Source organism: Halorubrum sp. SS7 (assembly GCF_005435055.1).
Classification (GTDB): Archaea; Halobacteriota; Halobacteria; order Halobacteriales; family Haloferacaceae; genus Halorubrum; species Halorubrum salinarum.
Genome location: NZ_SGXV01000011.1, coordinates 37,606 through 50,045, shown reverse-complemented (window position 1 = coordinate 50,045; position 12,440 = coordinate 37,606). Strand labels below are relative to the sequence as shown.

Genomic DNA, 12,440 nt, shown 5'->3' with positions numbered 1-12,440 from the left:
GTCCCAGTCTCTCTTTACACTAGCCCCCCCACCGTGAACACCACGTAACAGCACGCCACCAGCGCGCCCGAGTGGAGCAGCGCAGCGTACCGCCCTCGCGCGGCGGTCCCGGCGAACCAGCCGGACGCGAGCACCGTCGCCTGCGTGACGACGTACAGCCGGAAGCGCTCCAGTTCGGGGTACACGCCCTCCGGCTCCGTCACCGCCTCCGAGGTGGCGGCGATCTCCGCTAAGCGCGCGGCGTCGACCACCTGCGTGTTCACGACCGCGACGACGCCGGCGACGAGGACCGCCGCGGCCCACCCCACCGCGATGTACGGCTGCATCGCCGAGCGGAGCGCGCGCTGCTCGCTGTACAGCCGCCCGACCTCGATCCGGAGCGTCTCGAACACCGCGTCGGCGTCGCTGCCCGCGTCGAGCGCGCCCGTGACGAGCCCGAGCGTCCGCGCCGCGAGCGGGGTGTCGACGCGGTCGACGAACCGCTCGATCGCGGCCGCCCGAACGTCGACGCCGTCCGCCCCGGCGCCGGCGCTCGCTCGGGCCGCCCCGTCGGGCGCCGTCGTCGAGCGCAGCGCGAACGCGAGGTCGGCCACGTCGTCGTCGAGGACGCCGAGGTCGGCGTCGCGCGCGACCGCCGCGACCGCGGCTTCGAGCGGGCGCCCCTGCGCGACGTGGCCCGAAACGGCGTGGACGAAGTCGGCCAGCTCGCGGTCCTTCGCGTCGTCGATCCGGGTGCGCCGCGCGGCGACGAGCCCCACGGGCACCGCGAAGGCGGCGTACCCGACGAGGACGACGTTGACGAGCGTGTAGCCCGCGACCGCGAGCCAGATCGCGAGCGCGACGGCCGGCCCCGCGGCGACGACCGCCGTGCTCGCGGGGTTGCGGCCGGCGGTCGCGACGAGCGCCCGCGGGTCCGCGGGCGCCTCGTAGCTCGCGCGCTGGCTCGGCGGGCGGAGCGTGCCGACCGCGACCGCGGCCGCGAGGCCGAACGCGACGAGGAACGCGACCGCGCCGTACAGCACCACCGCCCGCGTCGGCACCACGCCGACGGGCGTGGAGACGGGCGGGAGCAGCTCGGGAATCACGACCGACAGCGCGGTCGCGCCGATGACGAGGAGCGCCGGCAACACCAGCACGGCGACGAACAGCCCCGTCAGCAGTTCGAGGAACCGCCGGGCACGCTTCCGGGCGCGGTCCTGCCGGTGGGACAGCATCCGGCGCTCGGTGGCGAGGAACTCGGAGAGCGCCTCGTCCCCGGTCGCGGCGTGCTTCCGGAACTTCAGCAGGAACGGCGCGAGCAGCTCCCGCGAGGGCGTGTCCCGCGCCACGCGGCGGAGCCCCTCGTCGAGGCTGCCCGCGAGCCGGGCGGCGTTGAGCGCCTTCCGCAGCGAGGTGGCGGTGGCGCCGTACGCCTCGCCGTCGGCCGCCTTCCGGAGCATCGCCCGCGGCGCGTCGCTCCCGGACGAGAGCAGCTCGAGGTACCGCACCGCCCCGGGGAGCGTGCGCTCGATGTCCGTCCGCCGCGTCGCGACCGCCCACCGGAGGCCGAGCCCGGCGGCCGCCACCGTCGCGCGCTTCGCGCAGAGCGCGACCGCGACCGCGACGAGCAGCGCGGCGTGGTCCGTCCGGAGCGGCCCCACTGAGTCCGGCGTGGGCGCGGGGACGGCCGTCGACCCCGCGGAGAGCAGCGCCGCGCCGAACCGCGCCTCGACCGCGGCCGCGACCGCGGGCGCCGCGCCCGCCGCGACGACCAGGGCGGGGAAGAAGGCGGCGGCCGCGACGACCCACGAGAGGCCGTACGCCCGCGCGAGGTACGTCTCGAAGCCGGTCCCGAGCGCGGTCCCGCGGTACCGCTTCCGGTCGGCGTCGTGCCGGCGGTCGCTCGCGTGGCGCGCGAACAGCGCGTAGCAGACGCGGTCGACGACCGCCAGGCGGCCGCCCGCCGCGAGCGCGTCGGCCGCGTCGGCGTCGCCCGCGCCGGCCTCGACAGTCCTCTCCTCGCCCGCGCCCGACTCTGCGGTTCTCCCCTCGCCCGCGTTCGCTCCGACCGTCCCGGTCGCGCGCCGTCGACTCACGGTCGCCCCCGCTCCGCTGAGCCGTCACGGGTCCCGTCGCCGTCACCGTCGCCGTCCCGGTCCATCGTCCGCGCGGCGCGCTCGACGGTCGCCGCCTCGTCGGTGCGGAGGTCGGCGAGGAACTCGAACAGCGCCTCGGGGTCGTCGACGCCGTCGCGCACGAGGTACTCCACGTAGCGGCGCTTCGACGCGAACTCGGCGGCGACCGCCTCGCGGTCGCGGTCGGTCCGGGCCGCGATCCGGTCGAAGACGCGGAACCGCGGGCCGCCGCGGCCGTCGCTCGGAGCGTCGCCCGCCGCGGTCGCGCCCCCGCTCGACCCCTCCGCGTCGCCGCCCGGCGCGCCGGGGAACCGGAACGCCCCGTCGCCGTCGCGCCACGCGACCGTGTTGTAGCGCACTGACTCGCCGCCGGCCTCGACGACGCCCGCGCCGCCCCGCTTCGGGTCGCCGCTCGGGCTCCGTTTCGCCGCCGGGTCGAGGTCGTCGTACGCGGCCTCGGAGAGCGGTTCGATCGCCCGGGAGACGTACCGCTCGCCGTCGACCTGCCGGGGGAAGACGACGAGGTCGACCTCGCGGAGCAGGCGGGCTGGCAGGTCCCGCTCGCGCAGGCGGTTGGCGAGCGCCTCGGCGTCTTCGGCGTGCGTCGTCCCGATCACGCCGTGGCCGGTGTTCAGGCTCTCGGCGAAGGTCTCGAAGCTCTCCGGGGTGTTGATCTCGGCGATCACCTCCACGTCGGGGTTGAGGTAGTTCGCCTCGGTCATCAGCTCCGCCATCCCCACCGACTTGTAGGCGTCCTCGTGGTCGCGGGTGGTGAGCGAGACGCCGGTCTCGTGGGGTAAGCGGACCTCGCGGGAGCCCTCGTCGACGGAGACCGGGCGGGCGTCGAAGGGGATGAACGGCGCGTGGGCGTTGAGCAGCGTCGTCTTGCCGACGCCGGTCGGGCCCGCGAAGAGGACGACGCCGCGGTGCTCGTACAGCAGCCACAGAAGCGTCACCAGGTCGACCGACAGGGTGTCGCGCTCGATCAGGTCGACCGGGGTGAGCGCGTCCGCGCGCTGCTTCCGGATCGAGACGTGCGGCCCGCCCTCGGAGATGACCGGCAGCGCGACCGCACACCGGATCGTCTGCGGCACCCCGTCGAGTTCGAGGTTCACCTTCGCCGAGGGCGTCGAGGCGTTGAGCTCCGTGCCGTCGCGGGCGGCGATCCCCGTGACCACGTCGACGAACGTCGACTCGTCCTCGAACGCGAGGTTCGTCGGGACGCGGGTCCCGGCCTCAGGCGCGCCGTCGACCCCGGAACCGAAGCCGTCGTCCGCCGTCCCCGAGAGGACCGAGGCGCGGGGGACGACCTTCACGCGCTCGCCGACGCGGTTCGCCTCCACGTCCTCCAGGTGGGGGTCGCGGATCGGGACCGTCAGGATTCCCTCGCCGACGAAGTCCCGGAGGACGTAGTACGCGAGGTCGTCGAGCCGGTCCCGGGCGTACCGCGAGTCGACCGGCGGCGCGGCGAGCCCCCGGTCCGCGAGCGCGGCCCGCGCCCGGTGGACCGCGGCGTCGAGCCACGCGCGGGTGTTGCGCGCGGTGAGCCGGCGCGAGAGGAAGCGCCGGGCGCGGGCGGCGACGAACGACTCGCGGTCCTCGATCACGTCGCTCACGGTCGTCTCCCAGATCCGCGATTTACACTCCTCGATGAGCGCCTCGTCGCCCGGGAGCAGGTCCGGCTCCAGCACGGCGTACTTCGTCTCGAACGCGTCGGAGCCGAGCAGCCGCTCGCGGTAGACGACCACCTCGACCGCGAGCCCGGCGAACTCGACGGCGTACTGCGCGAGCCGCTCGGCGGCCACCCGCTCGACGTAGTCGGCGTCGGCGTCGATCCCGGTCTCCAGCGGCGCGAACGTCTCGGTGTGGACGACCAGCTCGCGGTCGTCGCCCACGTCCGCGACCTCGATCCGGTCGTCCAAGGCGACCGGGGTGAGCTCGCCGAGCAGCCGGAACTCCCGCAGCGCGTGGTAGTCGATCCGGCGCCGCGCGGCCGCGGTCGCGTCGACCAACCGGTCGATCGCGGTCGCGTACTTCGGCTCGAACCCCCGCTCGGCGCGCTCGACGACCCCGACCCGCGTGAGCGGGCGGCGGTGTCGCACGGCGGAGAAGCGGTCGCGGACGCGGTCGAGCGCGCGCTCGTCGGCCGGCGACAGCGGCGGCTCGCGGACGTCGTAGCCGAACCGGCCGCCGTCGCGCTCGCGGACGGTCGCGACCACGCCGGGCGCCGCCTCGTACTGCGCCCGGACGTCCGGCGCGTACCACGCCTCCGGGTCGGCCGGCGGCACCGGCGCGGGGACCGCGCCGCCGGGGTCCTCGTCGGGCTCGTCGACGATCCGGAGGGTCGCGCCGTCGTTCACCGCGCCGTCCCCCGCGTTCCTCGATCCGCCGTCGTCGCTCGCTGCCGTGCGGTCGTCGCGCGCGTCGGGGACGCCGCCGTTCCCGAGCCGCCGCGCGCCGCGGTCCCGAGCTCCCGCGTCATCGTTCGATCCGCGGGTTGACCGACGGCTCCGTTTAACCGTTTCTTTCTGTCACAGAGTATTCATTTACGGCTGCGGAAACGTTCGGACGGCGATCCGTATTTCGCCGGCCTCGCGGCCGCTGTGGCGACCTCCGCGACGTTGACGATCGTTCATCACTATCGTGACGTGTGGAAACGCATTTATAATATCCCACGTAATTCGCGTTCCACGCCTCAATGAGCACGTCACTGTCGAGCGACCTTCAGCGCGCCTTTCTGCGCTACCAACACGTCTTCGTGTTCCTCGCCCCGCTCCTGTTCGTCGCGGGGGTGTACGCCTTCGCGCCGACGCCGGCCGACGCCGGCGTCGACTACTGGACCGAGTACTGGTGGCTGTTCCTGGCCTTCGTCACCGGCGCCACCATCGTCAACACCGTCGGGATCAGCGGGTCGGCGCTGTTCGTGCCGTTCCTCATCTTCGTCTTCCCGCTGGTCGCGTACCCCCTGGAGCCGACGACGCTGGTGAAGATCGGGCTCATCAGCGAGTCGTTCGGGCTGTCGAGCTCGTCGCTCGCGTTCATCCAGTACGGGCTCGTCGACCGGCGGCTCTCGCTTTCGCTCGTGCTGGGCGGCGTCCCCTTCGTCGTCGGCGGGGCGCTCCTCTCGTTCGTCATCCCCGAGCCGCTGTTCCACGCCCTGCTCGGGATCGCGCTGCTGGCGGCGTCGTACCTCCTGTTCAAGGCCAACCTGGGTCACGGCGACCCGACCGGGGGCGCGGACGACGAGGAGGTCGCGACCGACGGCGGCCCCTCGCCCGACCTCCCGGACGACGACAACAAGCTCGGCCCGGCGGGCGTCGACACCGACGACTCCGGCACCGTCACGCGCGTCGACCGCGACGGCGACGACTACACCTACTCCCGCGGCGGCTACCTCGAACGGTTCCTCAACTACAGCGTCGGCGGCGTGTTCCAGGGGCTCGCCGGCTTCGGGATCGGCGAGCTCGGGATCATCTCGATGCTCCGCACGCAGGTCCCGGTCCGGGTCGCCATCGGCACGAACCACATCGTCGTCGCGACGACGGCCGTGCTGGCCTCGGTGGTCCACGTGTTCGGCGGCGGACTGGTCGGCGGCCACACGATGGACTTAGCGACGACCCCGTGGAACATGGTCGTCTGGACGGTCCCGGCGACGACGCTCGGCGGCCAGATCGCGCCGTACGTCTCGACCGCGCTCGACACGGGGACGATCAAGGCCGGCGTCGGCGGGCTGTTCGCGATCATCGCCGTCGCGCTGTTCGCGATGGCGGGCGGCGGGATCTGAGCCGCGTCCCGCGGCGGCGCGGCCCGTAGCGCTTCTCGATTCGTCGGCGACGTACCGCGCTCGCCGCCGGCGCTCCATCGTTGTTTTTTTCACACATTTGCCGCAGTTGTTACACGGCGATGTCAGCAGACAAGCCCTCCACGGCCCTCACGTCGCGACAGCAGGTGGCTGTCGTCGTGTTGGCCGCGGCTCTGGTCGGCGCCGTGCTCGCTCCGAGCGTGTACGCGGCGACCAACGACCCGAACGACACAGTCGCCGTCGTCGAGATCGAGGGACCGATCAACACGGCCCTCGCCGACGACGTCGAGAGCGAACTGGCGGACATCCGCGCCAACGACTCGGTGGGCGCGGTCGTCCTCAAACTGGACACGCCGGGCGGCGCGCCCGTCGCCTCCGAGCGGATGTACAAGGCGGTCCAGCGGACGAGCCAGGACATGACCGTCATCGCGAGCGTCCAATCGATCAGCGCTTCCGGCGGCTACTACGCGATGGCGCCCGCCGACGAGATCTACGTGATGCCGACCTCGACGGTCGGCAGCATCGGACTGAACGCCCCCGCGCCGTCGGCCCGCTCGACGCCCTTCGGTCCGAGCGGCCCCGACAAGGCCGGCAGCAACCCGACCCAGGCGTGGGCCGAACAGGAGACGCTCGCGGACACGTTCATCGACGCGATGATGGCGGAACGGGGCGAGGAGTTCCAGATGCCCCGCGAAGAGGTCGCGAAGGCCGACACGTACCTCGGCACCGAGGCCGTCAACAACGGCTTCGCCGACGAGATCGGCTCGCTCAACGAGGCGATCCACGCGGCGGCCACCGAGGAGAACCTCGGCGAGTACACGGTCGACACCCGCGAGACCGGACAGGAGTTCGGCATCCCCTTCCTCGTCCGCACCGACTCCGGGCTCGTCGCGATCCACGCGAACGACCCCGGGTACGCCGAGGTGAAGCCGATGCCCTCGACGTACGTCTACACGCCCGCCGTGCCGCACGTGGACACGATCGAGCGCTTCTCCGAGCCCGACCTCCGTGACGCCGGCGCGGCGTCGACGGAGTGGACGGCGACCGGCAACGAGACGGCGCGGCTCAGCGGGGGTGTCGGCGCGTGACCCGCGTCGCCACGCTCGCGGTCGCGTTCGTCGTGACCCTCGCGGCCGTCCTCGGCGGCGCCGCGGCCGTCGGCTTCGCGACCGCCGACGGCGCGGCGCCCGCCCCGGAGATACAGAACGACCACTACCTCGACGACGACGTCGTCGTCGACGACGACCCCGGCCAGGCGACCGTCGAGATGGACGCCTCGGCGGCGTCCCAGACCGTCCTCGTCGACCCCGGCGTCGAGGCGAGCGGTCCCGGTCCGGCCTTCCCCATCAGCCTCCTCGGGCTCGGCGGCGGCGGCGTCGACGACCGGGACATCAGACCGCTCGCGAACGCGCTCATCGAGAACGGCCACGACGTGGACGTGTACGTGCCCGACCCGGACCAGCGCCGACCGCCCGCGCGGCCCGGCGCCGACCGGCCGACGCAGCTCGGCGAGCGGCTCGCCGAGGCCGACGCGTTCGTGACGTTCCGGACGGACTACGAGCCGGAGCAGCTCGACGAGATCGAGTCGTTCGTCGAGTCCGGCGGCCACGTCGTGCTCGCCACCGAGCCCGACGCGGCGTACTCCCAGCCCGGCGCCGCGTCGCTCGACGCGACGCTCGACGTCACGACCCGGCCCGGCTACGTGTACAACATGGCGGAGAACGACCTGAACTACCAGCGCGTGTACGCCGAGGCGACCGGCGACTCGGCGCTGACCGAGGGCGTCGACCGCGCGGTGTTCCCGTCGGCGACCCCGGTCGGCACGGCCGTCGGCGGCAGCGACGTGCTGCGCCCGATCGAGGGCAGCGAGCTCTCCACGACCCGCGAGGCGACCGAGGCGCCGCTCCTCGTGCGCAACGACGAGGTCGTGATGATCGGCGACGGCGACTTCCTGTCGCCGGAGAACGCCCGACGCGCGGACAACGACGCGCTGATCGGGAATCTGGCCGACTTCCTCGTGACGAACGACCGGACGCCGCCCGGCGCGGGCGGCTCGACCGGCCCGACGCCGCCGGGCGGCCAGCAGCCGCCGACGAACGGCACCGCCGCCTGAGCGGTCGCCCGACCCCGGACGGGCCCGGCGATCGGTCGATCGGGTCCCGTCCGCCTCGGCTTCCGACACCCGCTCATTTTTGCCGCGCGCGACGGTAGCGGACGCCATGCGCGCAGCCGTCTTCAACGGACCCGGCGACATCGGCGTCGAAGAGCGACCGCGCCCCGAGATCGAGGCGCCCACGGACGCGATCGTCCGCGTCACCCACACCGCGATCTGCGGCTCGGACCTCTGGTTCTACCGCGGGGACAGCGACCGCGACGCGGGCTCCCCGGTCGGCCACGAGCCGATGGGGATCGTCGAGGAAGTGGGCGACGACGTGACCTCGGTCGCGCCCGGCGACCGCGTGCTCGCCCCCTTCGCGATCTCCTGCGGCGAGTGCGAGTTCTGCCGGAAGGGGCTCCATACCTCCTGCGAGAACGGCGACTCGTGGGGCGGCGACAACGGCGGCGGCCAGGGCGAGTACGTCCGCTCGACCCACGCCGACGGCACGCTCGTCCGCGTGCCCGATCGGTACGCCGACGACGAGGACACCCTCCGGTCGCTGCTCCCGCTCACCGACGTGATGGGCACCGGCCACCACGCGGCCGTCAGCGCGGGCGTCGAGGCGGGGTCGACCGTGGCCGTCATCGGCGACGGCGCGGTCGGGCTCTGCGGCGTCCTCGCCGCGCGCCGGCTCGGCGCGGAGCGGATCGTCGCCGTCGGGCACCACGAGGACCGCCTCGAACTCGCCGAGGAGTTCGGCGCCACCGAGACCGTCTCCGAGCGCGGCGAGGCCGCCGTCGAGCGGATCCGCGAGCTCACCCACGGCGGGCCGAACCACGTGATGGAGTGCGTCGGCGCCGCGAGCGCGATGAACACCGCCATCGACGCGGTCCGTCCCGGCGGCACGATCGGGTACGTCGGCGTCCCCTACGGCGTCGAAGACGAGGGCCTCGACGTGTTCGGCATGTTCGGGCAGAACGTGACGCTCGCGGGCGGGGTCGCTCCCGTCCGCGCCTACGCCGAGGAGCTGATGGCGGACGTGCTCCAGGGGACGCTCGACCCCGCGCCGATCTTCACCGAGACGGTCGGTCTCGACGACGTCGCCGAGGGCTACCGCATGATGGACGAGCGGGAGGCGATCAAGGTGCTCGTCAAACCCCACGCCGACGCGTAGGCGGCTCAGAGGCCCTCTTTCGACAGATTCGGCGTAACTTTTAGAAGCGCCCAGTCCGTGTTGGTAGTTGTCATGTGCCATCATTACGACGAGGCGATGACCTGGGAGGAGGTCCAGGCGCGTCACCGGTCCGAGGAGGCGGACGAACTCGACGACACCCCCGACGTCGACGCGGTCGACGAGCCGGCGGGCGAGACGGAGGAGTCCGAGCCCCCGGCGGAGCCGCGCGTCCCGGCCGACGACTGACGCGGTCGGGCACGACCCCGCCTCGAACCCCGACTTTCTATCGCGCGTCGCCGTCCCGTGAGCGGCGTCGCCGGTCGAAGAGCCGGGGCTGTTCTCGATCCCGACGCTCGGCGCGGTCGCGCTCGCGGTCGCCGTCGCGCTGCTCGTCGTCGTCGCAGTCCGCCGCGCCGACGGCTAACGCGCTCTCACTCTTCTTTCGAACCCCCCGAGACGGCCGTTCAGAGCGGCTCGATCAGCTCGACGACGTGGCCGTCGGGGTCCTTCACGAAGGCGACGCGCGCGCCGGCCTCCGGGTGGTCGGTCGGCGCCTCTACGACGCCGTGGTGGTCGATATCGGCGAACGCCGCGTCCACGTCGTCGACGCCGACGGCGACGTGGTCGTAGCGGTCGCCGTCCGCGCTCGGCTCCTCGCCCGGCGTGTCCGACAGCTGGAACTCGACGCCGTTCCCGTCGGCGACGTACACGTTGCGAGTGTCGCCGTCGGCGACCGTGAACTCCCACGAGCGCTCGAAGCCGAGCGCGTCGACGTACCAGTCGGCGGTCCGGTCCGCGTCCGCCACGTTCAGGCAGGTGTGGAGAATCTCCATGCGTCGCCCTCGCGGCCCGCCGGCATAAATTCCCGACCGCCGGCTCCCCGCTCGGCGCGGCCGTCGCGGCTGTCGTGGCCGGTCGGCCGGCGCGGGCGGCGCGTCGCCAATCCGCCCGAGCAATCATGTCGCTCGCGCCCGTCGCGTCCGTATGGACCGCAACGCGGTGCGCCGCGCGTGGGACACGGTCGCCGAGACGTACGCAGAGCGCCGCGACCCGGACGGCTCGGACGCGGCGCTGATCGACGACCTGCTCGACGCGCTGGCGAGCGACCCGCGGGTCGCGACCGACGGCGACCCGCTCGTCCTCGACGTCGGCTGCGGCGACGGCGCCCGCACCCTGGCGAACCTCCCGCCTGGCAGCGTCGGGCTCGACGTCTCGCGCCGCGGGCTCGACCTCGCCCGCGAGACCGTCCCCGACGCGCGGCTCGTCCACGGCGAGATGTCCGCGCTCCCGTTCGCGGCCGACCGCTTCGACGCAATCACGGCCTACCACGCGGTGTTTCACGTCGAGCGCGAGCGCCACCCGACGGTGTACGACGAGTTTGCCCGCGTCCTCCGGCCGGGCGGCCGGCTCTTGATGACCTTGCCGAGCGGGCGCTTCGAGACGGTCCGGCGCGGCTGGATGGGCGGGGAGATGTTCTTCTCCGCGCCCGGCCGCGAGCGCACGCTCGACCAGCTCCGCGCGGCCGGGTTCGCCGACCTCGAGACGCGGACCGCGACCGACCCGCTGGGGAGCAGCACCGAGTTCGTCCTCGCGAGGCTGGCGGCCGACCGGACCGACGACGACCGCTCCCAGCCGTGACTGACCCCGACGAGGTTCCCCACGACGTGCGCGCCAGCCTCACTCAGTTGCTCGCGGCGGCCCGTACGGCCGCCGAGCGCGGCGACGTCGACACCGCGCGGGCGACCCTCGACACGGCCGAGACGGTGGCGACGAACAAGCTCCCGGCCGGCGAGCGGCGCGACCGGATTCGGTGGGGCTGCGCGGCGGCGCGCGACGCCCTGCCGAACGGCGATCTTGCGGCCGCGTACGCGTCGGCGACCGCCGACGCGGTCGGCGAGTGACGGTCTCGACCTGCCAGCCCGCGGGAGCGGGAGAGTTTTCCGCCCGACGGACAGACGGGGGCATATGGAGACGCGAGACGCGCGCTTCCTCCTCCTGAGCACGCTGCTCGCGGTGACGCTGTTGAACTCGCTCGACGCGCCGACCGCGGCGTGGTTCCGGACGGCGTCGTTCGCGCTGGCGGCCGGCGTGCTGCTCTACGTCGGCTACGCGGTCGCGCGGCCAGTCCTCGCGCGGCTCCCGGCCCGGTAGCGACCGACGTCGGGCCCCTCACTTTAGTCGCCCGAGCGCCTCCTCTCCGGTATGCGCGTCGCCTCCCTCCTCCCCTCGGCCACGGAGACGTTGTTCGCGCTCGGCGTCGAACCGGTCGGCGTCTCGCACAGCTGCGACCACCCGCCCGCCGCCCGCGACCTGCCGACCCTGACGAGCACGGTCGTCGACCACGCGGACCGCTCGGCGGCCGACATCGACGCACAGATGCGCGAGGTCGACGGCGCCGTGTACGACCTCGACGAGGTCCGCCTCGCGGCGCTCGATCCCGACCTCCTGGTCACGCAGGCGACCTGCGACGTCTGCGCGGTCGACGCGACCGAGGTCCGCGTGGCCGCCGCGCGCCTCGACCCTGAGCCCGAGGTGCTGGCTCTGGACCCGCACTCCTTCCGCGACGCGCTCGACGACGTGGAGCGGGTTGGCACCGCGGTCGGCGAGGCGGCGGCCGCGAGCGACCTCCGGGCCGACCTCCGCGAGCGCGTCGACGCGGTCCGCGAGCGGGCCGAGCGCGCGGTCGCCGAGGAGGGACGCCCCCGCGTCGCCGTCCTCGACTGGACCGACCCGCCGATCCGCGCGGGCCACTGGGTGCGCGACATGGTCGAGATCGCGGGCGGCGACCCCGCGTTCCAGCCCGACGGCCCCTCCGAGCCGGTCGCGTGGGCGGACGTGCGCGAGTTCGACCCCGAGGTGCTCGTCGTCGCGCCCTGCGGCTTCGACCGCGACCGCGCCGTCGACGCAGTCGGGGACCTCGCCGACCGGCCGGGGTTCGACGACCTCCGAGCGGTCGCGGACGGTCGGGTCTACGCCGTCGACGGCAACGCCCTGTTCAACCGGCCGAGCCACCGGCTTGTCGACTCGCTGGAAACGCTGTTTGCCTGTCTTCATCCCGACCACGCCCCGACTGCGCCCGACGAGCGGGACCGCGTCACGCGCGGGGACATGACCGCGAGGCCGTCGGTCCGTCCCGACGGCGGGTGAGCGGACGGCGGCTCGCCAAATCGTCGCGACGGAGCGCCGGCGCGGTCGCAACGCACTCTCCGCTCCCACCGAAGGGCTTACGAGTATGAATACGATATGAATATG

At 73.6% G+C, this 12,440-nt stretch carries 12 protein-coding genes; 9 read left to right on the top strand and 3 right to left on the bottom strand.

Annotation, left to right across the window (positions count from 1 at the left end; genetic code table 11):
* Positions 1 to 14 precede the first annotated feature (14 nt).
* Together EXE44_RS11375 and EXE44_RS11370 are read right to left on the bottom strand one after the other, a co-directional pair.
* Positions 15 to 2,075, bottom strand: coding sequence for a type II secretion system F family protein (locus tag EXE44_RS11375; RefSeq protein WP_137717232.1), 2,061 nt, complete (start codon positions 2,073 to 2,075; stop codon positions 15 to 17).
* On the bottom strand, positions 2,072 to 4,474 hold the full coding sequence (locus EXE44_RS11370) for a type II/IV secretion system ATPase subunit (RefSeq protein WP_137717231.1): 2,403 nt from the start codon (positions 4,472 to 4,474) through the stop codon (positions 2,072 to 2,074). Before EXE44_RS11370 ends, EXE44_RS11375 begins: the two co-directional genes overlap by 4 nt.
* Before the next feature lie 338 nt (positions 4,475 to 4,812).
* On the opposite strand from EXE44_RS11370, the gene EXE44_RS11365 reads away from it, so the two are divergent.
* The 5 genes from EXE44_RS11365 to EXE44_RS20790 all read left to right on the top strand — a co-directional run bounded on the left by EXE44_RS11365 (position 4,813) and on the right by EXE44_RS20790 (position 9,434).
* The gene (locus EXE44_RS11365; protein WP_137717230.1) at positions 4,813 to 5,898 is read left to right on the top strand and encodes a sulfite exporter TauE/SafE family protein; all 1,086 of its coding nucleotides are present in this window, start codon (positions 4,813 to 4,815) and stop codon (positions 5,896 to 5,898) included.
* A 119-nt stretch (positions 5,899 to 6,017) separates the two neighbouring features.
* Positions 6,018 to 7,004: a S49 family peptidase gene (locus tag EXE44_RS11360; RefSeq protein WP_137717229.1), complete on the top strand. Its 987-nt coding sequence runs from the start codon at positions 6,018 to 6,020 to the stop codon at positions 7,002 to 7,004.
* Positions 7,001 to 8,029: a DUF4350 domain-containing protein gene (locus tag EXE44_RS11355; RefSeq protein WP_137717228.1), complete on the top strand. Its 1,029-nt coding sequence runs from the start codon at positions 7,001 to 7,003 to the stop codon at positions 8,027 to 8,029. Before EXE44_RS11360 ends, EXE44_RS11355 begins: the two co-directional genes overlap by 4 nt.
* Before the next feature lie 106 nt (positions 8,030 to 8,135).
* Entirely contained in the window at positions 8,136 to 9,188 is a 1,053-nt protein-coding gene (locus EXE44_RS11350; RefSeq protein ID WP_137717227.1) for a zinc-dependent alcohol dehydrogenase family protein, read from the top strand.
* Positions 9,189 to 9,260: 72 nt separating this feature from the next.
* Positions 9,261 to 9,434 carry a hypothetical protein gene (locus tag EXE44_RS20790; protein WP_173228915.1) on the top strand — a complete coding sequence of 58 codons (174 nt, stop codon included), beginning with the start codon at positions 9,261 to 9,263 and terminating at the stop codon, positions 9,432 to 9,434.
* A 218-nt stretch (positions 9,435 to 9,652) separates the two neighbouring features.
* On the opposite strand, the gene EXE44_RS11345 is transcribed toward EXE44_RS20790, so the two are convergent.
* The gene (locus EXE44_RS11345; RefSeq protein WP_137717226.1) at positions 9,653 to 10,021 is read right to left on the bottom strand and encodes a VOC family protein; all 369 of its coding nucleotides are present in this window, start codon (positions 10,019 to 10,021) and stop codon (positions 9,653 to 9,655) included.
* 151 nt (positions 10,022 to 10,172) lie between these two features.
* Between EXE44_RS11345 and EXE44_RS11340 the strand changes: the two genes are divergently transcribed.
* The 4 genes from EXE44_RS11340 to EXE44_RS11325 all read left to right on the top strand — a co-directional run bounded on the left by EXE44_RS11340 (position 10,173) and on the right by EXE44_RS11325 (position 12,335).
* Entirely contained in the window at positions 10,173 to 10,826 is a 654-nt protein-coding gene (locus EXE44_RS11340; RefSeq protein WP_137717225.1) for a class I SAM-dependent methyltransferase, read from the top strand.
* Positions 10,823 to 11,089: a hypothetical protein gene (locus EXE44_RS11335; RefSeq protein ID WP_137717224.1), complete on the top strand. Its 267-nt coding sequence runs from the start codon at positions 10,823 to 10,825 to the stop codon at positions 11,087 to 11,089. The genes EXE44_RS11340 and EXE44_RS11335 overlap by 4 nt, the downstream gene beginning before the upstream one ends.
* A gap of 64 nt (positions 11,090 to 11,153) precedes the next feature.
* On the top strand, positions 11,154 to 11,339 hold the full coding sequence (locus EXE44_RS11330) for a hypothetical protein (RefSeq protein WP_121563736.1): 186 nt from the start codon (positions 11,154 to 11,156) through the stop codon (positions 11,337 to 11,339).
* A gap of 51 nt (positions 11,340 to 11,390) precedes the next feature.
* Positions 11,391 to 12,335, top strand: a complete 945-nt coding sequence (locus tag EXE44_RS11325) for an ABC transporter substrate-binding protein (RefSeq protein WP_137717223.1) — start codon at positions 11,391 to 11,393, stop codon at positions 12,333 to 12,335.
* The last annotated feature ends 105 nt before the right edge of the window (positions 12,336 to 12,440 follow it).

Bases quoted from the DNA above. Each gene is read 5' to 3' on its own strand.
- EXE44_RS11350 (WP_137717227.1), top strand. From the start codon at position 8,136: ATGCGCGCAGCCGTCTTCAACGGACCCGGCGACATCGGCGTCGAAGAG.
- EXE44_RS11330 (WP_121563736.1), top strand. From the start codon at position 11,154: ATGGAGACGCGAGACGCGCGCTTCCTCCTCCTGAGCACGCTGCTCGCG.
- EXE44_RS11360 (WP_137717229.1), top strand. From the start codon at position 6,018: ATGTCAGCAGACAAGCCCTCCACGGCCCTCACGTCGCGACAGCAGGTG.
- EXE44_RS11345 (WP_137717226.1), bottom strand. From the start codon at position 10,021: ATGGAGATTCTCCACACCTGCCTGAACGTGGCGGACGCGGACCGGACC.
- EXE44_RS11365 (WP_137717230.1), top strand. From the start codon at position 4,813: ATGAGCACGTCACTGTCGAGCGACCTTCAGCGCGCCTTTCTGCGCTAC.
- EXE44_RS20790 (WP_173228915.1), top strand. From the start codon at position 9,261: ATGTGCCATCATTACGACGAGGCGATGACCTGGGAGGAGGTCCAGGCG.
- EXE44_RS11340 (WP_137717225.1), top strand. From the start codon at position 10,173: ATGGACCGCAACGCGGTGCGCCGCGCGTGGGACACGGTCGCCGAGACG.
- EXE44_RS11325 (WP_137717223.1), top strand. From the start codon at position 11,391: ATGCGCGTCGCCTCCCTCCTCCCCTCGGCCACGGAGACGTTGTTCGCG.